At 31.5% G+C, this 21,392-nt stretch carries 28 protein-coding genes and 2 tRNA genes; 11 read left to right on the top strand and 19 right to left on the bottom strand.

Going from position 1 to position 21,392, the window contains the following annotated elements; all coding sequences use genetic code 11:
- The 7 genes from rplV to rpsJ are packed head-to-tail and all read right to left on the bottom strand — an operon-like array spanning position 1 to position 3,290.
- Entirely contained in the window at positions 1-375 is a 375-nt protein-coding gene (gene rplV / locus CAMP5060_RS02345) for a 50S ribosomal protein L22 (protein ID WP_087700793.1), read from the bottom strand.
- Positions 376-384: 9 nt separating this feature from the next.
- Entirely contained in the window at positions 385-666 is a 282-nt protein-coding gene (gene rpsS / locus CAMP5060_RS02340; protein WP_039617142.1) for a 30S ribosomal protein S19, read from the bottom strand.
- Position 667: 1 nt separating this feature from the next.
- Positions 668-1,498: a 50S ribosomal protein L2 gene (gene rplB / locus CAMP5060_RS02335; RefSeq protein ID WP_087700794.1), complete on the bottom strand. Its 831-nt coding sequence runs from the start codon at positions 1,496-1,498 to the stop codon at positions 668-670.
- Position 1,499: 1 nt separating this feature from the next.
- Positions 1,500-1,781 (bottom strand): 50S ribosomal protein L23, encoded by a 282-nt coding sequence (locus CAMP5060_RS02330; RefSeq protein WP_012660813.1) that lies wholly within the window; start codon positions 1,779-1,781, stop codon positions 1,500-1,502.
- A gap of 1 nt (position 1,782) precedes the next feature.
- The gene (gene rplD / locus CAMP5060_RS02325; RefSeq protein ID WP_039617137.1) at positions 1,783-2,397 is read right to left on the bottom strand and encodes a 50S ribosomal protein L4; all 615 of its coding nucleotides are present in this window, start codon (positions 2,395-2,397) and stop codon (positions 1,783-1,785) included.
- On the bottom strand, positions 2,394-2,969 hold the full coding sequence (rplC, locus tag CAMP5060_RS02320; RefSeq protein ID WP_012660811.1) for a 50S ribosomal protein L3: 576 nt from the start codon (positions 2,967-2,969) through the stop codon (positions 2,394-2,396). The genes rplD and rplC overlap by 4 nt, the downstream gene beginning before the upstream one ends.
- 9 nt (positions 2,970-2,978) lie before the next feature.
- A complete protein-coding gene (gene rpsJ / locus CAMP5060_RS02315) occupies positions 2,979-3,290 on the bottom strand; it encodes a 30S ribosomal protein S10 (RefSeq protein ID WP_012660810.1) in 312 nt (103 codons plus the stop codon).
- A 227-nt stretch (positions 3,291-3,517) separates the two neighbouring features.
- On the opposite strand from rpsJ, the gene CAMP5060_RS02310 reads away from it, so the two are divergent.
- Positions 3,518-3,593: transfer RNA gene (locus CAMP5060_RS02310), tRNA-Ala, on the top strand.
- Positions 3,594-3,611: 18 nt separating this feature from the next.
- A complete protein-coding gene (locus CAMP5060_RS02305) occupies positions 3,612-4,673 on the top strand; it encodes an ATP-binding protein (RefSeq protein WP_214135745.1) in 1,062 nt (353 codons plus the stop codon).
- Here the strand turns inward: CAMP5060_RS02305 and CAMP5060_RS02300 are convergent.
- Genes CAMP5060_RS02300 through coaE form a run of 3 tightly spaced genes read right to left on the bottom strand, consistent with a single transcriptional unit; the run spans position 4,670 to position 6,691 of the window.
- On the bottom strand, positions 4,670-5,377 hold the full coding sequence (locus CAMP5060_RS02300; RefSeq protein ID WP_214135744.1) for a glucosaminidase domain-containing protein: 708 nt from the start codon (positions 5,375-5,377) through the stop codon (positions 4,670-4,672). The genes CAMP5060_RS02305 and CAMP5060_RS02300 overlap by 4 nt on opposite strands.
- Complete coding sequence (gene dapF / locus CAMP5060_RS02295; RefSeq protein ID WP_214100135.1) at positions 5,352-6,101, bottom strand: diaminopimelate epimerase; 750 nt, start codon at positions 6,099-6,101, stop codon at positions 5,352-5,354. Before dapF ends, CAMP5060_RS02300 begins: the two co-directional genes overlap by 26 nt.
- On the bottom strand, positions 6,098-6,691 hold the full coding sequence (gene coaE / locus CAMP5060_RS02290) for a dephospho-CoA kinase (protein ID WP_087700798.1): 594 nt from the start codon (positions 6,689-6,691) through the stop codon (positions 6,098-6,100). Before coaE ends, dapF begins: the two co-directional genes overlap by 4 nt.
- A gap of 58 nt (positions 6,692-6,749) precedes the next feature.
- Here coaE and purM point away from each other — a divergent pair, with 58 nt between their 5' ends.
- A complete protein-coding gene (purM, locus tag CAMP5060_RS02285; RefSeq protein ID WP_214135743.1) occupies positions 6,750-7,739 on the top strand; it encodes a phosphoribosylformylglycinamidine cyclo-ligase in 990 nt (329 codons plus the stop codon).
- Between the two features lie 31 nt (positions 7,740-7,770).
- Here purM and sodB read toward each other — a convergent pair whose 3' ends face one another.
- The 5 genes from sodB to CAMP5060_RS02260 all read right to left on the bottom strand — a co-directional run bounded on the left by sodB (position 7,771) and on the right by CAMP5060_RS02260 (position 12,297).
- Positions 7,771-8,424: a superoxide dismutase [Fe] gene (sodB, locus tag CAMP5060_RS02280; protein ID WP_087700800.1), complete on the bottom strand. Its 654-nt coding sequence runs from the start codon at positions 8,422-8,424 to the stop codon at positions 7,771-7,773.
- 66 nt (positions 8,425-8,490) lie between these two features.
- Positions 8,491-9,000, bottom strand: coding sequence for an anaerobic ribonucleoside-triphosphate reductase activating protein (nrdG, locus tag CAMP5060_RS02275; RefSeq protein ID WP_337217149.1), 510 nt, complete (start codon positions 8,998-9,000; stop codon positions 8,491-8,493).
- Positions 8,972-11,251 (bottom strand): anaerobic ribonucleoside triphosphate reductase, encoded by a 2,280-nt coding sequence (locus CAMP5060_RS02270; RefSeq protein ID WP_337217836.1) that lies wholly within the window; start codon positions 11,249-11,251, stop codon positions 8,972-8,974. Before CAMP5060_RS02270 ends, nrdG begins: the two co-directional genes overlap by 29 nt.
- A gap of 132 nt (positions 11,252-11,383) precedes the next feature.
- On the bottom strand, positions 11,384-11,998 hold the full coding sequence (locus CAMP5060_RS02265) for a BspA family leucine-rich repeat surface protein (protein WP_087700802.1): 615 nt from the start codon (positions 11,996-11,998) through the stop codon (positions 11,384-11,386).
- Between the two features lie 224 nt (positions 11,999-12,222).
- A tRNA-Glu gene (locus tag CAMP5060_RS02260) sits at positions 12,223-12,297 on the bottom strand.
- Between the two features lie 110 nt (positions 12,298-12,407).
- On the opposite strand from CAMP5060_RS02260, the gene CAMP5060_RS02255 reads away from it, so the two are divergent.
- Positions 12,408-12,965, top strand: coding sequence for a manganese efflux pump MntP (locus CAMP5060_RS02255; RefSeq protein WP_337217835.1), 558 nt, complete (start codon positions 12,408-12,410; stop codon positions 12,963-12,965).
- Here CAMP5060_RS02255 and CAMP5060_RS02250 read toward each other — a convergent pair.
- Complete coding sequence (locus CAMP5060_RS02250) at positions 12,962-13,720, bottom strand: exodeoxyribonuclease III (protein ID WP_039617114.1); 759 nt, start codon at positions 13,718-13,720, stop codon at positions 12,962-12,964. The genes CAMP5060_RS02255 and CAMP5060_RS02250 overlap by 4 nt on opposite strands.
- Positions 13,721-13,818: 98 nt before the next feature.
- On the opposite strand from CAMP5060_RS02250, the gene CAMP5060_RS02245 reads away from it, so the two are divergent.
- The 4 genes from CAMP5060_RS02245 to pyrC are packed head-to-tail and all read left to right on the top strand — an operon-like array spanning position 13,819 to position 16,938.
- Positions 13,819-15,351, top strand: coding sequence for a phosphoethanolamine transferase (locus CAMP5060_RS02245; protein ID WP_337217834.1), 1,533 nt, complete (start codon positions 13,819-13,821; stop codon positions 15,349-15,351).
- Positions 15,351-15,722: a diacylglycerol kinase gene (locus CAMP5060_RS02240; RefSeq protein WP_214125608.1), complete on the top strand. Its 372-nt coding sequence runs from the start codon at positions 15,351-15,353 to the stop codon at positions 15,720-15,722. The genes CAMP5060_RS02245 and CAMP5060_RS02240 overlap by 1 nt, the downstream gene beginning before the upstream one ends.
- Positions 15,707-15,937 (top strand): helix-turn-helix domain-containing protein, encoded by a 231-nt coding sequence (locus CAMP5060_RS02235; RefSeq protein ID WP_139427021.1) that lies wholly within the window; start codon positions 15,707-15,709, stop codon positions 15,935-15,937. Before CAMP5060_RS02240 ends, CAMP5060_RS02235 begins: the two co-directional genes overlap by 16 nt.
- Before the next feature lie 8 nt (positions 15,938-15,945).
- The gene (pyrC, locus tag CAMP5060_RS02230; RefSeq protein WP_087699068.1) at positions 15,946-16,938 is read left to right on the top strand and encodes a dihydroorotase; all 993 of its coding nucleotides are present in this window, start codon (positions 15,946-15,948) and stop codon (positions 16,936-16,938) included.
- Positions 16,939-16,947: 9 nt separating this feature from the next.
- Here pyrC and CAMP5060_RS02225 read toward each other — a convergent pair whose 3' ends face one another.
- Positions 16,948-17,646, bottom strand: coding sequence for a class I SAM-dependent methyltransferase (locus CAMP5060_RS02225; protein WP_087699069.1), 699 nt, complete (start codon positions 17,644-17,646; stop codon positions 16,948-16,950).
- Positions 17,647-17,706: 60 nt separating this feature from the next.
- Between CAMP5060_RS02225 and CAMP5060_RS02220 the strand changes: the two genes are divergently transcribed.
- The 3 genes from CAMP5060_RS02220 to CAMP5060_RS02210 are packed head-to-tail and all read left to right on the top strand — an operon-like array spanning position 17,707 to position 20,091.
- Complete coding sequence (locus CAMP5060_RS02220) at positions 17,707-18,543, top strand: metal ABC transporter solute-binding protein, Zn/Mn family (RefSeq protein WP_337217833.1); 837 nt, start codon at positions 17,707-17,709, stop codon at positions 18,541-18,543.
- Positions 18,540-19,289, top strand: coding sequence for an ATP-binding cassette domain-containing protein (locus tag CAMP5060_RS02215; RefSeq protein ID WP_087699071.1), 750 nt, complete (start codon positions 18,540-18,542; stop codon positions 19,287-19,289). The genes CAMP5060_RS02220 and CAMP5060_RS02215 overlap by 4 nt, the downstream gene beginning before the upstream one ends.
- The gene (locus CAMP5060_RS02210) at positions 19,282-20,091 is read left to right on the top strand and encodes a metal ABC transporter permease (RefSeq protein WP_337217832.1); all 810 of its coding nucleotides are present in this window, start codon (positions 19,282-19,284) and stop codon (positions 20,089-20,091) included. Before CAMP5060_RS02215 ends, CAMP5060_RS02210 begins: the two co-directional genes overlap by 8 nt.
- A gap of 9 nt (positions 20,092-20,100) precedes the next feature.
- On the opposite strand, the gene CAMP5060_RS02205 is transcribed toward CAMP5060_RS02210, so the two are convergent.
- Both CAMP5060_RS02205 and rplT read right to left on the bottom strand, forming a co-directional pair.
- On the bottom strand, positions 20,101-21,009 hold the full coding sequence (locus CAMP5060_RS02205; protein WP_337217831.1) for a DNA ligase: 909 nt from the start codon (positions 21,007-21,009) through the stop codon (positions 20,101-20,103).
- Positions 20,987-21,340, bottom strand: coding sequence for a 50S ribosomal protein L20 (gene rplT / locus CAMP5060_RS02200; protein WP_039617097.1), 354 nt, complete (start codon positions 21,338-21,340; stop codon positions 20,987-20,989). The genes CAMP5060_RS02205 and rplT overlap by 23 nt, the downstream gene beginning before the upstream one ends.
- Between the last annotated feature and the right edge of the window lie 52 nt (positions 21,341-21,392).

Below are 21,392 nucleotides of genomic sequence, written 5' to 3'. Positions count from 1 at the left end.
TTAGCTTTCCTTTTTCACTGATGCTTTTTTAGCTTTTGTAGTTTTTTCAGCACTTGCTTCTACTTTACTAACTTCTACCAAAATGTGTGAAGTTGGCTTTCTAATACGACTAGCACTTCCTCTAGCTCTTGGTCTAAATCTTTTTAAAACCGCACCAGCATCAACACGACAACTTGAAACAATAACTTCATTTGCTTCAAATCCGCCATTTGCTACAGCACTTGAAATAGCATTTGCTATAAATTTAGCACCTTTATTTGGCATAAATTTCAAACTAGCTAATGCAAGCTCTGCATTCATACCTTGAACTTCTCTAGCAATCAATCTCGCTTTAGTTGGAGATAATCTTATGAATTTAATTAACGCTCTACTCATAAATCTCCCTTACTTACCTATTTTTTTCTGAACAGAGCCTTTGTGACCCTTAAATGTTCTAGTAGGTGCAAATTCACCTAATTTGTAACCGATATGATTTTCAGTAACATATACTGGGATAAAGCTTTTTCCATTATGAACATTAAAAGTTAAACCTATCATATCAGGTATAATAGTGCTGCGTCTTGACCAAGTTTTAATTGGCTTACCATCGTTAGCTTTTTTAGCAGCGATGACTTTTTTCATTACATGGTCATCAACAAAAGGACCTTTTTTTAGTGACCTAGCCATCTTACTTTCCTTTTCTTCTTGAAATTATTAGCTTATCGCTAGCTTTTTTACGGCGAGTTTTAGCACCTTTAGTTGGTTTACCCCATGGAGTAACTGGATGACGGCCTGAATTTTTCTTACCTTCACCCCCACCGTGCGGGTGATCAACTGGGTTCATCGCAGAACCTCTTGTTTGAGGACGAATACCTCTATGGCGATTTCTTCCTGCTTTACCAATAGTCACGTTTGACCATTCTTCATTACCAACTTCACCAATACTTGCCATACATTCAGCTAAAACTTGTCTCATTTCACCACTTGCAAGTCTTAAGATAACGTATTTTTCTTCTTTACCCATTAATTGAGCATAAGCACCTGCTGAACGGATCATTTGACCGCCTTTGCCTGGTTTTAACTCGATATTGTGTACGATAGTACCCACTGGGATGTTTCTTAATTTCATTGCATTACCTGGTTTAATGTCAAGTCCGCTTTCAGCAGCACAAACAACATCACCAACACCTAAACCTTTTGGTTGTAAGATGTATCTTTTTTCACCATCTCTATAAGAGATTAATGCAATACGACAATTTCTGTATGGATCATACTCGATTGCTTCAACTTTACCTTCAATACCAAATTTTCTTCTTTTAAAATCTATAATTCTGTAAAGTTTTTTAGCACCTGCTTCTTTATGACGGCTTGTGATTCTACCATTATTGTTACGACCTGCATGAGCTGGAAGTTTTACAAGTAATGAACGTACACTAGCTTTTGCTGTGATATCATCAGAGCTTACACCTGTAATGTATCTTCTACTTGGAGTATATGGTTTATAAGTTTTAATTGCCATCTTATGCCTCCGAACTTTCTAAGCTCACACCTTCTGGTAGCTTAACATAGAATTTTTTAAAGCTATTTCTTTGACCTTCACGACCTCTAAAACGCTTTATTTTTCCATCCATTTTTAAAGAATTAATTCTTACTGGAGTTACACCAAAATATTCTCTTAAAACTTCTTTTAGACCATTTTTAGTCATTTTTGGAGAAGTTTGAATAACTACAACACCTTGCTCTTGAAGGTTTAAGCTTTTTTCAGTGTAAAGTATTGTTTTTATATCAGTAATATCTGCCATTTTAACCCTCTTTTACGATAGATTCAAGCGCTGCTTTTTCAATGATAACAGCATTAAATACAGATACTAAATAAGCATTTACTTCGCTAATATCAACTACATAGCAATTTGCTAAGTTTCTAAAAGCAAGAAGTGTTTTTTCATCTAGTAAATCTTTTACAATTAAAGCATCTTTTAAACCAAGCTTTTTAATAACTGCATTTGCATCTTTTGTTTTACCGCTTTCAATGCTTAAACTATCTACTGAGAATAATGCATTGTTTTGTGCTTTATCAGCCAATGCTCTTTCAAGCGCTAAGCGTTTTTGTTTTTTATTAACTTTTTGGAAATAATTACGATTGTTTGTAGGACCAAATGCTACAGCACCACCAACCCAAACATTCGTTCTTGTTGAACCTGCTCTTGCACCACCACGACCTTTTTGTCTCCATGGTTTTTTACCACCACCGCTTACATCGCTTCTACCTTTAGTATGAGCTGTGTTTGCTCTAAGGCTAGCAAGATAAGATTTTACATATAAATAAAGGTTGTGAGGATTAACTTCTGCATATTTTGCTGGAAGATCGAGTTCACTAGCTTTTTCAAATTTATCATTTAAAACAGTTACTTTACTCATTTTGCAATCCTTATTTTACCCATAGCACCATTAAATCCTGGTACTGCACCTTTTACTACTAAGATGCCATTTTCTTCATCAAATGAAACTACTTCATTTTTAACAGTAACTTTTACATTACCATAATGACCTGCCATTTTCATACCTGGTTGAACACGACCTGGCCATTCGCGGTTACCGATTGATCCGTGACGTCTGTGAAATCTTGAACCGTGACTTGCAGGACCTCCGGCAAATCCGTGTCTTTTAACAACCCCACTATAACCTCTACCTTTAGAATTAAAGCTTACTTTTAAAATAGAAGCTTCTTTTAAAGGATTAAGATCAATATCGCCTGCTTCTGTGTTTGCTACTTCTAAAGAAGCAAATCTATTATATTCAGCTGAAAGATTGTATTTTTTTTGCTGACCTGCAATGCATTTATTATTTGCTTTGCCTTTTACATAAGCAACCAAAGCTTTTCCATTTTCTACTTCACATACTTTAGTTTGAACAAGTTTAAGTAAGGTTACAGGAATGCTTGGCGTGCTGATTGTTCTACTCATACCAATTTTTTCTACAATGTATTCCATATTCTATCCTTATTTACCCATAGCTCTTACTTCAACATTGACCTCTGGAGCCAAGTCAAGCTTAGTGAGTGAATCTACTGTATCTGGAGTAGCTGCTACAATATCAAGCATACGAGCATGAATTCTCATCTCAAATTGTTCGCGTGAATCTTTATTGATGTGTGGAGATTTCAAAACTGTGTATCTTTTAATTTTTGTAGGCATTGGTACTGGACCTCTGATGTCAGCACCTGTTCTTTTAACAGCTTCTACAATTGCTGCAACTGTGCGATCTAGAACTCTGTGGTCATAAGCTTTTAGCTTAAGCCTGATTCTTTCCATATTTTTTCCTTTGTAAAGAACTCGTTAGACCCATAAGAATCTAACCACCATATAAAATGATGTTGAGATTATATAAAAAGAGCCTTTGCTATGTCAAGAAATTTATACATTTTTTTTAATTATTTTCCTTTTAAAAAGGATAAAAATTAAATTTTATAAAAATTTATAAGATTTTTTATACATTAAGAAAATCTAAGAAAAGATATAGTATGATTTCAAAATCTAAAGGGGCATTAGCTCAGCTGGGAGAGCACAACGCTGGCAGCGTTGGGGTCAGCGGTTCGAACCCGCTATGCTCCACCATTTAGTATAAAGAAATCTATGAAATCGCTACATTTTTTTTATGATAATTACCCAAAATTTCAAAAATTTGATGAAAGAAAAATTCAAATCCAAACCCATAAAAACATCATCATAAAAGGTGGTTTTGCAAGTGGTAAGAAAAATTTGATCTTAAATTTTTTATCTTTGTATAAAGCAGAAAATATACTTTTTATTGATTGTGATGATTTGAAATTTCAAGCAAGTGCTTTAGTAAATTTAAATTCGTTTTTAACTTATAATCCACAAATTAAATTTCTAGCTTTGTGTAATTTTGCTCACGATTTTGACTTTACTAGTTTAAAACATCTTAATTTGCAAATTATACTTAGCGTGTGTGATAGTAATTTTCATTTAGATTATTTTGAAGAACTTCATTTAGATTATTTAGACTTTGAAGAATTTTTAAGCTTAAATAAAAAATACACTGACACCAAAACTATGGTAAGTTATTTTTTACATACAGGACGCAATGTAATTTTAAACCATAATTCTAATACAAACTCATCATACCTAAAAAGCTTTTATACTCCATTAGAACTAATTATACTCAAGCAAATTGCCTTAAAACTTGGGAGCGAATTTAGCGTTAATGAATTGTTAAAAACTTTAAAAAACACCATAAAAATTTCCAAAGATACTTTATATAAAAGCATAGAAAAACTAGAATCAAACTACACTTTGTATTTTGTTAAAAATCTTGAAAAGAATTTAAAAAAAGTATATTTTTGGGACTTTTCGCTAAAAAATTCTCTAAGTATACAAAAAGACTTTGGTGCTTTGTTTGAAAATTTGATTTTAAGCGAGTTGTTTAAATTCAAGCAAGAAATTTTTTATACTAAGCATTTTGATTTTTACTTACCAAGTTTTAAAAATGCATTTTTATGCTCGCCCTTTAAAGATAAAGATTTACTTAGTTTAAAAGTCAAAAAAATCCTTAGCAAAAACCAGCTCGCACTTTCAACTATTTATATCATCACGCTTTCACAAAGAGATGAGTTTTTCATTGAAGGGGTGCGCGTGATGATTTTACCTTTTGATGAGTGGGCTTTAGGTAATTAATCTAACTCATCAAGATTATGTTGTTCTATAATAGAAACAATAAGCTTAGTATAATTACTTTTAATTTCTGAATATTTTTCTAAATGACTTGCTGCTTCTTTACCATCAAGTTTTTTATTTTCACTTATAATATTCCACCGCCAAGCCCTGAATTCTTTATAAGCATCGTGGCGATTTAAATTAAGCAAATACGAATCCACACTTTCTTGCAAGCTATCAAATATACGAATTTTATGCGTTTTACCTTCACCTCTTTCTTTTGGAATCAAACCTTTTTCACCCCAAGTCCATTCTCCAAATAAATTATTTGCTTCTTTAGCAAAACGGCTTGTGCCGGTTGCACTTTCAATAATAGCTTGAGCTATAGCTAAAGATTTTGGCACTTTTTGAATACGCATTTGGTATTCTTTATGATCGTATAAATTTTTAACGCGATATTTTTCTTTTAAAAACCATAGTTTTTGCACAGCATTAGAATTTAACTTTCTAAAATTGTTCTTTAAAGCTTCCTTAAAAAAAATATCTATAAATTCTTTTTCTTTTTCTATTTCTTTAAAAGAAACATCTAGTAAAGCATTGATTTTTTTTATAAAAACCTCACGCTTTTCTTTTATACTTAAAGCATAATAATGCTCATCAAAACCTGCTATAAATTCAGCTTTTAAAAACAAAACACTACTAAGTAAAATTATAATCAGCTTCAAAACAGCACTTCACCTTTCCTCTAAAAAATATTTGATCCTCTTCTAATCTAAAATGCAAGCTTTCATTGCTTTTTGGCTTTACCAAAATATCATCTTTTACTTTTTGATTTAAATACGCTAAGTAAAAACAAGCTCCCATGCCCGTACCACAAGCTAAAGTCTCATCTTCCACCCCGCGCTCATAAGTTCTAACTCTTATAAACTCTTCATCTTCCACTTTAGCAAAATTAACATTTGCATTATATTTTTTACGCACTTCTTTGCATAAATTGACATCAAATTCATTTAAATCATCAACAAAGGTTACTATATGTGGAACTCCGGTATTACAGCCTTGCCAAATTCTACCCTTATATTCAAAGGCTTCTTTGATATCCTTTACCCCGCTAAGTTTGATTTCAACCATATCATCATCAACAAAAGATTTTATAAGTCCTGCACCGGTTAAGAAATTTAAATATTGAGATTTTTTTAAATAATGATGAGCAAAATGTGCTGCTGCGCGTGATCCATTACCACACATACTTGCCTTACTCCCATCACAATTATAAAATTCCCATTCAAAATCATATCTATCATGAGGCACTACCACTATAAGTCCATCAGCGCCTATGCCCTCATAACGATTACAAAGAATTCTAGCTAATTCACTGCGATCTTTCTTTTCGCTATCTGCAAACACCACAAAATCATTCCCGCTAGCACAGTACTTATAAAATTTCATTTTTCAACCTTTAAAGTGTGTTTTAAAAAATTTAGCACATTTTTCTCAAAATTTTCATAACCTGAAGTATTTTTTATCACAAAATCTGCTTTTTTTAGTTTTTCTTCTATATCAAGTTGTAAATTAATTCTTTTTAAAGCTTCATTTTCATCTAAATTATCTCTTTGCATTAGTCTTTGAAGTAAAAGTTCTTTTGGAGTATAAATCAATATACTTTTTCCTAAATTTTGATAGTGATTGTTTTCAAAAAATAAAGGCAGTTCTATAAAAAAAGCCTTGTTGTTTTTATCTAAAATTTGAGCTTTTTGTAAAATTTCTTCTTTGATTTTAGGATGTAAAAAATCTTCTAACTTTTTTTTGGCATTTAAGTCATTAAATACAATAGCACCAAGTTTTTTTCTATCTATTTTTCCTGCTATGATTAAATCATCATTATTAAAAAGCTTAGCTATAGAATTTGCATTTTCATTTAAAAGCTCATGAGCTATCACATCTGCGCTTAAAGTATCAAAACCCAAATTTTGAACTATTTTTATAAAGCTTGACTTTCCACCTGCTATACTTGAAGTTACAAAATAAGCATTTTGCATAATTTAGCCTTAAAACATTTTTAGTTAAAATACCTTTTAAATTCTTAAAGGAAGATAAATGAATATAAGCTATGAAGATGCGGGCGTAAGTATAGATAATGGTAATGCTTTTGTAGAAGCAATCAAGCCTTTAGTAAAAGAAACTTTTAATGAAAACGTTTTAGGTGGTATAGGCTCTTTTTCTGGTGCTTTTGCTATGCCAAGTGGTTTTAAAAATCCTGTTATGTTGGCAGCTACAGATGGGGTGGGTACGAAGTTACGCCTTGCTATTGATAGTCAAAAATTTGACACAATAGGTGAGGACTTAGTAGCAATGTGCGTGAATGATTTAATTTGTAATTTTGCTACACCTTTGTTTTTTTTAGACTATTATGCAACTGCAAAACTAGATGTAGAAGTAGCTAAAAAGGTTGTAGCAGGGATTGCTAATGGTTGTAAAAAAGCAAATTGTGCCTTAATAGGTGGAGAAACTGCTGAAATGCCTGGCATGTATCATAGCAATGACTTTGACTTAGCAGGTTTTTCAGTAGGTATGGCTGAAAAAGATGAGATAGATAGAAGAAATTTTGTCAAAAATGGAGATATTTTACTAGCTTTGCCTAGTAGTGGACTTCATTCTAATGGATATTCTTTAGCTAGAAAAGTATTATTTGAAGTACAAAAGCTTAAGTTTGATGATAAACTAGATGGTAAAAATTTAATCGATATCTTACTTGAACCTACAAGAATTTACGTAAAAGACTTTTTAAAATTAAAACCTTTCATTAATGCACTAGCTCATATAACAGGCGGTGGTTTGGTAGAGAATTTACCTAGAGTTTTCCCAAGAGGAATAGGTGCTATCATCAGAAAACATCATCTCAAAACTCCTGAAATTTTTTACCAAATAGGCCAAAGCGTAGAAGAGGCTGAAATGTATAGAAGCTTTAATATGGGTGTGGGCTTAGTTATGGTGGTAGATCCATCTAATGTAGGAAAAGTTTTAGAAAGCTCAGACGCTTATGTAATAGGCGAAGTTGTGCTAAATGAGGGAGTGGTGTTGGAGTAAAATCTCTTAGAAACCCTAAGAGATTTTATTTTTAGTTTAGTGGATGAAGTTCGTTTGCATAAAAGCTTACTGAGTTCATACCTTCTTTGATAGCCCATTCATAAGCTTTTGCTACAAATTCCCAGTTAATATGTGCGTAGAATTTTTCTAAATACGCAGGACGTGCATTACGGTGATCTACATAATAAGCATGCTCCCATACATCAACTACTAAAAGTGGAATTTTACCTTCGGTGATAGGTGTAGCAGCATTACTTGTGCCAACTAGCTCTAATTTTTGATTTTGAGTGTTATAAACTAGCCAAAACCAACCAGAACCAAACACTCCGGTAGCGCCTTTGATAAACTCTTCTTTTAGATTTTCCATAGAACCAAAGTCTTTTTCAACCGCTGCTTTAAACTCATCACTTAAAGAACAGCCACAGCCACAGCATGTTTTTGGCTTAATGCAGTCAAAATAAAAGTCATGATTATACACTTGAGCAGCGTTGTTAAAAATTCCGCCATTTGAGTTTTGTATGATATAAACTAAATCTTTTCCTGCAAATTCAGTATCTTTAATAAGATTATTTAGGTTATTTACATAAGTTTGATGGTGTTTGCCATGATGAAATGCGAAAGTTTCTGCACTTAAAAAATCTCCAAAAGCGTCTGCTTCATAAGGTAATTTTCTTAATTCAAACATATTGTTCTCCTTTTTAAATTTTATAACATTCTAACATAGTTAAATTAAAAAAGACTAAACAACTCTTTATTTTTCAAAAAGTATTACTTTTCCTTGCTCTAAGCTTTTTGCTACATCAATAATGCGTTGGTTTTTACTACCTTTAAATTTTAAAGATAAATCTTTTTGCTCTAAAATAAACTTCCCATCTATCAAAACATCAGCCAAAACGAGCAATTCTTTCATAGCTTGTTCTTGCAATAGCTCTTCATAAGTAAAACCTGTATATATGGTAAGATCAAGTCCTAAAGCCTTGATATGCTTTGCTAGAATGCTTAAATTTTTTGCCTGCATAAAAGGCTCCCCGCCACTAAAAGTAACACCTTGAAGTAAAGGATTTTTACAAATATCATTATATAAACTTGCTAAATCTTGTAAATATCCTTTGTTAAAATCATGTGTTTGTGGATTATGACAACCTTTGCAATGATGAGGGCAGCCTTGAGTAAAAATCACATAACGCAATCCATAGCCATCGACTATGGATTCTTTTATAACACCAGCTAATCTAAGAAAAATCGTGTTTAATTCTTGCATGAACTTCGGCTTTTTTAGCATCGTTAAAACGATCGAGTGTTCCTACTAAATAGCCCGTGATTCTTCTTATGCGTTCAAATTTAATACCATCTTCTTTTCTATGGCATTTTGGACAAAACTCATCTATCACGCCACTATAACCACACACTGGATCCCTATCTAGCGGAAAATTAATCGAGCCATAGCCTATATTGCTTTCTTTCATACATTTTACAATGCGTTCAAAACTTTCTAAATTCTTACTCACATCGCCGTTTAATTCTACATAAGTAATATGCCCGCCATTATTTAACTCATGATATGGGGCTTCTATTTGAATTTTTTCATATATACTAATAGGAAAATCTACAGGAATATGAAAAGAATTAGTATAAAATTCTTTATCGGTTATGCCTTTTAAAATGCCGTATTTTTTTTGATCTAGTTTTAAAAATCTTCCACTTAAACCTTCAGCTGGAGTAGCTATGAGCGAAAAATTAAGCTTATCTTTGAGTGCTTTTTCATCGACAAATTCACGCATAAAACGCACGATTTGCAAGCCAAGCTCCCTTGCTTCTTGACTTTGTCCATGATGAGAACCTATCAAAGCCATTAAACTCTCACAAAGTCCTATATAGCCTATAGCCAAAGTCCCGTGTGCTATGATTTTTTCTACACTATCATTTTCTTTTAAAGAATCTGAATCTATCCAAATTCCCTCGCCCATTAAAAATGGAAAATTTTTAACCTTTTTTAGACTTTGAATTTTATATCTATGAAGTAATTGCTCATACACAAGCTCTAATTTTTCTTTTAAAAGTGAGTAAAAAAGCTCTAAATTTCCTTTGGCTTCTATGGCTAAACGCACAAGATTTATACTTGTAAAGCTTAAATTTCCCCTGCCGCTTGTGATTTCTTTGCTCTCATCATAAACATTTGCCATGACCCTAGTTCTACAACCCATATAAGCTACTTCGCTATTATAATCACCTTTTTTATAGTATTTTGCGTTAAAACTTGCATCTAAAAAGCTAAAATTTGGAAAAAGTCTTTTAGAAGCACATTCTATGGCAAGCTTAAAAAGCTTATAGTTTGGATCTGTTTCATTATAGTTAATACCTTCTTTTACTTTAAAAATTTGCACAGGGAAAATCGGCGTTTCGCCATTTCCTAAACCTCTCATCGTGACTTTGAGTAAATTTTCTATCACCATTTGCCCCTCAAAAGAAGTATCGGTGCCATAATTTAACGTACTAAAAGGTACTTGAGCACCTGCTCTTGAGTTCATAGTATTAAGATTATGCACTAAAGCTTCCATGGCTTGAAAAGTTGCATCTTGAGTTTGCTTTAACGCTCTTTTGTAAGCATAAGCATTTGCTTGTTTTAAAAAATTCTCATCGCTATTTAAGTCAAACCTTAAAAGCTCTTTGAAGCATTCTTTTTCGCTTGAAACTTGAAAATTAGCATTTTTAAAGCATTGCCCATCTAAACTTTGTTCTAATTTTATTTCAAAAAAAGCATTTATAGCCTTTTTATATTCTTTTTGAAAAGTCTTTGCCACACCCTTTGCCATAGCAAAATCAAAATTTGGTATAGATTGACCCCCATGCATTTCATTTTGATTAGCTTGCAAGGCAATGCAAGCTAAAGAAGCATAAGATCTGATATCATTTGGCTCACGCAAGCTTCCATGCCCTGTGCTAAAACCCTTTTCAAAAAGCTTTAACAAATCTATTTGACAACAAGTTTGTGTTAGCATATAAAAATCTTTATCGTGTATGTGTATATCGCCGTTTTTGTGTGCATTTGCGATATGTTTTGGTAAAATACACTCATCTACATAGTATTTTGCGCCTTCTGAACCATATTTTAACATCATACCCATGGCACTATCTGAATTAATATTTGCATTTTCTCTTTTTAAATCAGCTTCTTTAGAATCTTTGAAAGTTAAATCATCATACAAACTTAACAAATCATAGCTGCCATTACGAATTTGTGTTCTTTTTTGGCGGTATAAAATATAAGATTTTGCGGTATTGACTAAGGCATTTTTGATTAAAACTTCTTCAACTTTATCTTGAATTTGCTCTACTTGCGTGTGATTTTCATCAAGTAAAGCCACAACCTCATCACAAAGCTTATCTAAAAAATCATTTTTTAATTTTTCATCTGTAGAGTTTATATTAGCTTTAAAAATAGCATTTTTGATTTTAAAAATATCAAATGCAACTTGACTTTTATCTCTTTTTATAATAAATTTTATTTTCATGGAAATTTTCCTAAAAAATAATCTCTAAATACTGAAAAACAGCACTTTGAAAAGATAAGTTTAGTACAAAAAGTTGATGGAAAACTTAAAAAGATAAAAGAAAAATTCACACAAAAAATGTGTGAATTTTGTTTATTCTAGCTCTATACCTTTTACGGTATAAATTTTATCAAGACCACGATTTCCAAACATTTTTTGGGTATTGCAATCTTTTTGGATGTTCCATTCATCTAATTCGTGGTGAAAATTTTTACAATTATGGAAAAGATATGCCATGGTTATTACATTTTGCACATCCCAATTTGCCACGCTATGCTCATACGCATGACAGTTTTCAAAGCAATGTGCCATTCTGGTTGCATTTGAAGTTTTCCAGTGCAATAAAGAATGGTTAAAACTAACACAATTGAAAAACATATAAGACATATCTTTTAGACTTTGTGTATTCCATTTTGATAAATCTTGATTGAAATTTTTACAATTAAAAAACATACTTGCCATATTTTCAACATTAGAAACATTCCAACGCGACAAATCTGCATTAAAATTTTCACAACAATAAAACATATAAGACATATCTTTGGCATTTGAAACATCCCAACGTTCAATACCTAAAAAATCTAATCTTTTAGAATAATAAAACACATAAGAAAAATCATCAATCAAAGATACATCAATATCTCTTAAAGAAATTCTTTCATTGTGCACCAAATTCATTAACTCGTTTTTGTTTTTAGGTCTATACATTTTATCCTCCTTTTTTGTACATTTTAAAAAACAATTGTGAAGTCAATGTAAATTTAAAAATAATTAATAAAAATTTTAAAAAATTTAATAGTAATTAATTTAAAATTAACTTAATTTAAATAAAAGAAATTAGATAAGAAAGTATTTGTCAAAAACAATGTAACTTTTTGTAAAAAATGACAATGATTATCAAAAACTATGAAAATGAAAATAGCATTAAGAAGTGGTGACCCATACGAGACTCGAACTCGTGTTACCGCCGTGAAAGGGCGATGTCCTAACCGCTAGACGAATGGGCCACTTACAGTATAAAATAAAAATTATATCTATACTTTACTTAATAAATAATTAATTTGTTATTTTATATAAAAATATATAATTTCATCCTATTAAGTAATCAAGGAAAAAAATGGATATTTTAAGTTTAATTGTTTTATCTTTTGCTTTAGCAGCAGACGCTTTTGCGGTCTCATTGTGTAAGGGTTTTAGTGCTAAAGAATTAAAAATAAGACATTATTTAATAGTTGGATTATATTTTGGTGGCTTTCAGGCTTTAATGCCGGCTATTGGATACACTCTAGGGGCTTCTTTTGGTTCTTTTGTGGAAAAAATTGATCATTGGATTGCTTTTATTCTTCTTGGTGCTATAGGTGGTAAAATGATACAAGAATCTTTCAAAAAGGATAGTTGTAAAGAAAATTCAAATTTATTTGATTTCAAAACCATGATAGCTCTTGCTATTGCCACTAGTATCGATGCGCTTGCTGTTGGGGTAAGTTTTGCCTTTTTAAAGGTAGATTTATTTATAGCATTGTTATGTATAGGTGTAATCACTTTCATAATGTGCGTTCTAGCTTTAAAAATCGGTAGTAAATTCGGCACTTACCTCAAAAGTAAAGCCGAATTTCTAGGTGGTACGATTTTAATTTTACTAGCGGTTAAAATTTTATTTGAACATTTATCTTAGATATCTATTTCTATCCCTACAGGAGCATGATCTGAACCAAAAATGTCATCTCTTATGAAGGCATTTTTGAGCTTATCTTTCAAGCCATTAGAAATGAAAAAATAATCAATCCTCCAGCCTACATTTCTTTCTCTTGCTTTCATTCTATAGCTCCACCACGAATACTTTTCTTTAACATCGCCATTTATATGTCTAAAAGTATCAATAAAGCCTAATTTTAGCAAATCATCTATCCAAGCACGCTCAATCGGTAAAAAACCTGAAGTTTTTTCATTGGCTTTTGGGTGGGTTAAATCTATCTCACGGTGAGCAGTATTTACATCTCCGCAGATAATGATTTCTTTACCTTCTTTTAAAAGTTTATCTAAATACACTAAAAAATCATTATAAAATTTCATTTTAAAGTTCAAACGCTCTTCATCTTTTTGGCCATTTGGAAAGTAGATATTAAACAAAACTACATTTTTAAAGCTATGCTCTAAAACCCTGCCTTCATCATCATCAAAAAACTCACATTTTTTGACTTCACAATCAAAATTACACAAGCTCATTACACCTGAATACCCTGCTCTTTTAGCGCTATTTGAATACATATGTTTAAAAGGATATTCATAAATTCTTTTTGGAAATTTATCCTCGTGTGCTTTGATTTCTTGGAAACCTATAAAATCAATTTCTTCTTTTTCAATCCAATCAAGTGCATTTTTATCACAAATTGCCCTTAGGCCATTTACATTCCATGATAATAATTTCATAAAATCCCTTTACTAATCTTCTTTTGTTGCTATTTTATATGCGATTTATTAATTTTATTCAAATAGACTAAGTTTTTATTTTATTCTAAAGGAAAAAAATGCACCTAAAACTTTCATGGACAAAATTTACCCTGCTTAATGCGGTTTTTATCATGGTATTTAACTTTCCATTGTTTGAGTTTGTATATGAAAAGATAGATCAAAACACTATGCTCTTTAGTGTATTTTTTGGAATTTATTTTTTCTTAGTTTTAAGTGTTTTGTCTTTGGTGTATTTTCCCTACATCGCCAAAATTTTAAGCATTTTTTTACTTAGCACTTGTGCTATTTGTAGTTATTTTGTTAGTAATTATGGGGTTTTAATCGATGATCATATGATACAAAATGTTGTTGAAACAGATAATAGGGAATTTTTTTCTTATTTTAATTTTTCCTTTGCTTTGTATATTTTAGCCTTTGTGGTTTTTCCTAGTTTACTTGTGATTTTTACTAAGATTGATTATCAAAAATATTTTTTCAAAAAAAGCGTATTGCTTTTAGGCTCTTTAGTGTTTTGCTTTGCTTTAGTAGCTCTTAGCTCAAAAACACTTTTGCCTTTTTTAAGATCACACAATATCGTTAGAATGTATAATCTACCTTTTTACCCAATATACTCAAGCATAGAATTTACAAAGAAAAAGCTAGCAGGTAAAAAAGAACTAACTATCATTTCAAATGATGCAAGTTTAAAAGATACTAATACAATTAAACTTATGATTTTGGTCATAGGTGAAACTGCTAGAGCGAGTAATTATTCTTTAGGCACTTACAAAATCAATGATACGAATTTTTATACCAAAAATGAGCCAAATTTAGTGTATTTTAGTGATATAAGCTCTTGTGGCACTGCTACTGCAAGAAGTTTGCCTTGTATGTTTTCAAGACACAAAAGAGTAAATTTTGAAGATGGGCTATATGAAGAAAATGTTTTAGATATCTTACAAAAGGTTGGAGTACAAAGTATTTGGTTTGGTAATAACTCAGGAGGCTGCAAAGGAAATTGTGATCGTATAAAACACAAACTAATTCTAAAAGATTATGATGAGAGCTTACTTGAGCTTGTAAAACAAGAACTTGAAAATATAAATTCAAACAAAATTATCGTTGTGCATTTACAAGGCTCACATGGACCAACTTACTATAAACGCTATCCAAATGCATTTAAAAAATTTACGCCAACATGTGATACAAACGAGCTTAACACCTGCTCACACGAACAAATCATAAATACCTATGATAATACTTTACTTTATACAGACTTTATTATAAAAAGCCTTATAGATATGCTTAAGCAAAATCCTACCAAAGAAGCTTCTTTGCTTTATTTATCAGATCATGGAGAAAGCTTGGGTGAAAATGGAATTTATCTTCATGGCATGCCTTATTTAATAGCACCAAAAGAACAAAAACACATACCGATGATATTTTGGAGTAAAGATAGTAAATTAAGCCAAGATTTACAAAGCAAAAAAGACTATAAACTTTCTCAAGATAATCTTTTTTCAAGTTTGCTCGGGTATTTTGGTGTAAATAGCAAAGAATATGAGGCAAATTATGATATATTTAGCAAAAATTTAAAGGAAAATCCTTAATGAAGCCAAAGTATTCTTTATTTAAAAATGCAAGCTATGCCTTTAGTGGAATTAAATTTTTACTCCAAGATGAAATGGCTTTTAGGATAGAATTTGCCATTATTTTACCTTTGATTTTTGCAAGCTTATTTTTACCTGTGAGTTTTTTAGAGCATTTTGTGCTTGTATTTGTTTTGGTGCTAATTTTGATCGTAGAAGCGCTAAATTCTGCCATAGAAGCTTGTGTGGATCTTTGCACCAATGAATTTCACATCTTAGCTAAAAAAGCAAAAGATTGTGCGAGTGCTGGGGTGTTTTTTAGCGTGGTTTTAGCTATAATTACTTGGAGTTTTATTCTTTTTGATTTGGTTAGAGAATGGATGATAAAGTAAAAACGCTATGTGTGAAAATCTTTGGTAAAAAACGCTTTGAAATTTTAGAATTTTTAGCCCTTCATGCTGATGATGATGGTTTTGTCTTTGCAAATATAGAAGAACTTTCTAAAAGGTTAAATATCAGCAAACCTACCATCATTTCTACTTTTAAATTTTTAGAAGAAAAAGCTTTACTTGAAAAACTCAAAAACGGCTTATATAAACTCAAATAGGAGATAAAATGACACTTAAAAACCCTTTGGATATGCATTTACATTTACGTGATGAAAGTATGCTTGAACTTGTAGCCCCATTTAGCGCAAAAGACTTTAAAGCAGGGGTTATCATGCCAAATTTAATTACCCCGCTTACCGAAACAACTGCACTCAAAGCTTATAAAGAACGCATTTTAAAAGCATGTAAAAATGAAGATTTTACGCCTTTGATGACTTTATTTTTTAAAGACTATGATGAAAAATTTTTAGAAAAAGCTAAAAATGAGCTTTTTGCTATCAAGCTTTATCCTGCAGGTATCACTACCAACTCAGATAATGGAATTTCAAGCTTTGATATAGAAAAGTTAAAACCTACACTAAATGCTATGAGTGAGCTTGGCCTGCCTTTACTTGTACATGGAGAAACAAATGATTTTGTAATGGATAGAGAGGCAAATTTTGCTAAAATCTATGAAAAATTAGCTAAAAACTTCCCAAAATTAAAAATCATAATGGAACATATTACCACTAAGGTTTTGTGTGATTTATTAAAAGATTATGAAAATTTATATGCAACTATCACTTTACATCATTTAATGATAACCCTTGATGATGTAGTGGGTGGTAAGATGGATCCGCATTTATTTTGCAAGCCTATTGCAAAACGCTATGAAGACAAAGACGCTTTATGTGAGCTTGCTTTTAGTGGTTATGAAAAGGCTATGTTTGGAAGTGATAGCGCACCTCATCCATTACACACTAAAGAATGTTGTGGCTGTGCAGCTGGAGTATTTAGCGCACCGGTGATTTTACCTGTGCTAGCTGAACTTTTTGAAAAACATTCAAATGAAGCAAATTTACAAAAATTTATTTCAGATAATGCTTGTAAAATTCATAATCTTAAATTTGAAAAAGATAAAATCATCACTTTAGAAAAACAAGAATGGCAAGTAGCGCAAAAATACGGCGATGTAGTGCCATTTATGGCAGGAAAAACTTTAAATTTCAAGGTTATTTAGCCTTGAAATTTAATCAATAATCAAAAGTTTTATCTTAGCTTCTATAATCTCTTCTACCTCATCTTTTACAAAGCTTTCTAACTCTTGTTTGTTTGCATTAACACCATTCATACTCAAATGCCACAAAGCATTTTCTATCGCACTTTCTTTGTCTCTTTTTACTACTCTAGTTTCGTTAAAAATTTCACTCTCATAAGGGATATTTTGCGCATTTAAAAAACCTTGCAAGTCCTCTTCATAAAAACCTTTAAAATGCGTGTTAAAACGCTCAAATATAGGATCTAAAAAGCTACTTTTGCGCCTACTCGCCCAGCCTAAATATACTTTTTTAGAAGCTAAGCTTAAAAAAGCTTTATAGTCTTTTTCATTTTGTAAAGCAGGGGACATACTCAAAAAGGCTAAGTCAAATTTTGTATTATTGTTTTTATAAAAGTTTTCAAAGTCCAAATTTAGTGTTTTTACATTTGATATAGCATGAGTTTTTGCATCTTCTTGCAAAATTTCAAGCATAGCACTAGAGCTGTCTACACCCAAAACACTTTTTGCTTTTTGTGCTAAATGCAAAGTCCAAACACCACTCCCACAACCTATATCTACCACGCTTTTACCTCGCAAGGATCCAAGTTTTGCAAAAGTAGCTTTTTGAATTTCGTTTAAATCAGGATTATACCTTGCATAGCTTTTTGCTTTTTTATTCCATAAATTCATCTTCACTCCTTATTTTTTCTAATATAGTATAATATTTTTTTGTTTTTAGAAAGGAAAATTATGCGTGTATTGTTTTTGTGTTTGATTTCATTTTTAAGTATATATGCTAAAGATTTGGTAAGTGTTAGTATAGCTCCACAAGCTTACTTTGTAAAGCAAATTGCTAAAGACACTTTAGATATTAATATAGTCATACCGCCTAATGCAAATGAGCATACTTTCGAATTTAAACCAAGTGGTATTTTAAAACTTGAAAAAAGCGATATTTACTTCACGGCAAATTTGGAATTTGAAAAAATTTGGATTTTAAAACTTAAAGATAATCTCAAAAATACCAAAATCATCTCTACTCAAAATGGCATTGATTTTATACCTTTGCAAGAGCATGCACATGAAGGACACTATCATCATGGAGATGATCCTCACACATGGCTTGATCCACTTTTAGCGAAAACTCATGCTAAAAATATCACCCTAGCGCTTATAAAACAATACCCACAAAATAAAGCATTTTATGAGCAAAATTTAGAAAATTTCTTAAAAGAAATGGATACATTAAATTTACAAATACAAGCTTTATTTAAAAATGCAAAAAACAAGCATTTTTTAGTTTATCATCCATCTTGGGGGTATTTTGCAAAAAGATATCATCTAAGTCAAATTCCTGTAGAAATAGAAGGAAAAGAGCCTAAGCCAAAAGACTTAGCCAAGCTTGCAAAACTCATACAAAAAGAGCAAATCAAAGCTATTTTTGTACCCAAAGGAGCTAATAACAATACCATTAAAGCTATGGCGAGTAATTATGATCTTAAAATCATAGAACTTGATCATTTGCCAAGTGATTATAAAAATGAGCTTTTAAAAGATGCAAAAAACATAGCAAGCGTTTTACAATGATAAAAATCAATATTAAAAATTTAAACTTTTCATATAATCAAGATGAGGTTTTAAAAAATATCAACCTAAACTATGAAAGCAAAGACTTTTTAGCCATAGTAGGACCAAATGGTGGGGGTAAATCTACACTTTTAAAACTCATACTAGGCTTGCTAAATAGTCATAAAAATATAAACTTTGAAAACTTGAGTTTAAAAGATATAGGTTATGTCCCACAAAATACTTTAGCTAATCCAAACTTTCCAGTATGCGTACTAGAAGTAGTGATGATGGGAAGAGTGGATAAAAAATTCTTTGGTTTTTATACCAAAAAAGATCAAGAGCAAGCCTTACTAGCCTTAGAAAAAGTAGGTATGAGAAATTTTTGGGATAAAAAAATCAACGAATTAAGCGGAGGCCAAAGACAAAGAGTTTATATAGCAAGAGCTCTAGCAAGCGAATGCAAACTTTTAATCCTTGATGAGCCTACTGCAAGTATAGATACTAAAGGCTCGGTGCAGATTTTTGAGCTTTTGAAAAAATTACACGAAAGCGGGGTTGGCGTGATAGTAATATGCCATGATTTAAATGTCAGCTTAGCTTATGCAAATAAAATAGCGTATTTAAATAAAGAATTATTCTTGCATGAAAACACCCCTGAAAAAAAGGCACATTTACTAGCACATTTAAGCCAAAATCACACGCATTTTTGTGATGTGGAGCTTAGCTTGGAGCAGTGTTGCTGTGAAGGAAAAAACCATGCTTGAACTTTTATCTAGCTCTTTTATACAAAATGCTTTTTTGGCTGCATTTTTAACTAGCATTGCTTGTGGGATTATGGGGACTTTAATCATGATCAACCGCTTAAGCTCTATGGCAGGAGGCATTACACATGGGGCTTTTGGGGGCATAGGTATAGCATTTTATTTTGGTTTGCCAGTACTTGTTAGCACGAGTTTATTTACTCTTTTTTTAGCCTTGCTTGTAGCATTTTTAGTGCAAAAATATCCTTTTAGGAGCGATAATATAGTCGGTGTTATATGGGCTTTTGGAATGGCTGTTGGTATCATACTCATAGACTTAACTCCTGGGTATAATGGTGATTTAATGGGATATTTATTTGGTAGTATTTTGTCTGTACCTACACAAGATATAGTTTTATTTGCAGTAATTGATGTGATTTTTGTCATTTTAGTATTGCTTTTTTATCGTCAATTTGAAATTCTAAGCTTTGATAAAGAATTTGCAAGCTTAAGAGGGGTTAAAACTAATCTTTTTCATTATCTTTTAATCGCGATGATGGCTTTTTGTATCGTTATAAGTATCAAAGCAGTAGGGCTTATACTTGTGATAGCTTTACTTAGCATACCTGCATTTATCGCAGAAAGTTTTTCTAAAAAGCTTGGTCAAATGATGATCATCTCTACACTTTTGAGCATAAGTTTTTGTGTGATAGGGCTTTTTGTGAGTTTTTATTATAATCTTGCAAGCGGAGCTTGTATTATAGCAAGTGCTTGTGTGATTTTTGTGCTTTATCTTTGTTTTAGCGCCTTTTTAAAGAAAAGTTAAAATTTACTTTTACTTTAAAACGCTATTTTCATGCACTCTTAAAAAACTAGCAAATTTTGGCTTGCCATTTTTGGTTAAGCCGTTGTATTTAAAAGTGATGATAGCGCCAACTGGCGGAGGGTTTAAACGATCGCTTTCTTTAAAACCCAAACCTATTTTAAAACTTACTTTTTTACCCTCAATCACTGCTTCACAGAGCAAAGATCCCATTTTATCTTCAAATTTTCCTTTACCTTCAAAATGCTTTTTTACAACACATTCTGTATCATCAAAAGGTTTTAGTTTGTAAGCATTGTTTGATCTTTTCTTTTCATAAGGTGCGTTGTTTAATCTTATGATTATACCCTCGCCTTTATGCGAAATGATATCTTGGTAAAATTGCTTTAAATGATTTTTATCTTTAATGCGAATTTGTGGGATGATTTTTATAAAATCATTTGGATTTTTAGTCAAATACTTTTTTAAAACTTCTAATCTTGCTTCTAAGGTGCAAGGATCAAGCTTAAATTCCTCACAAACATTTGGCACATCAAAGACATTATAACTTACTTTTTGCCAAAGTTTTTCATCAGGATTTTCTTGGCGTATTAAAGATGAAATTTCTTCAAAAGAAGCTCTTTTTATCCAAAGTTCTCCATCTAACTCAAATTTAGGAAAGTTTTTTGTGAAAAACGAAGGGAGTTTTATAGCATTTCCTGCTCTTGTTTGCATAGACTTACCACTCCAAAGCCCTCTTACACCATCGAGCTTTTCACTCATGAGATAATGGCTTAAATTTATATCTTTAAATGCTTTTTCATCATAAACTTTAAAAAGTAAAATATCTTTAGCAAAAAGAGGATTTAAAAAGAAAATAAAGAGAAAAACAAGGCTTATAAAAAGCCTTGCAATAAGATTAAAGTGCTTTTTTAGCAGCATCTGCTATTTTAGCAAAAGCAGCTGCGTCATTCATCGCTAAATCAGCTAAGATTTTTCTATCAAGCTCAATACCTGCTTTTTTAAGACCATTTATAAATCTTGAATAACTAATATCATTTAGTCTGCAAGCTGCATTGATACGTACTATCCAAAGACGACGGAAATCACGTTTTTTGCGACGTCTATCACGATACGCATAAACCAAACTTCTTTCTAATTGTTCTTTAGCTTTTCTAAAGTGTTTGCGGCGACCACTATAAAAACCACGCGCAAGTTTTAAAACTTTTTTATGTCTGCGGCGTCTTACAACACCTGTTTTTACTCTTGCCATATTTATCCTTTCACAAATTGGCGTTCGTTAAACGAATCTTGCCCTTTAAAAT

The sequence above is a fragment of the Campylobacter sp. 1569 genome (genome assembly GCF_024723675.1).
Classification (GTDB): domain Bacteria; phylum Campylobacterota; class Campylobacteria; order Campylobacterales; family Campylobacteraceae; genus Campylobacter_D; species Campylobacter_D jejuni_C.
The sequence above is the reverse complement of the archived record's forward strand: the minus strand, read 5'-3'. Positions and strand labels throughout refer to the sequence as shown.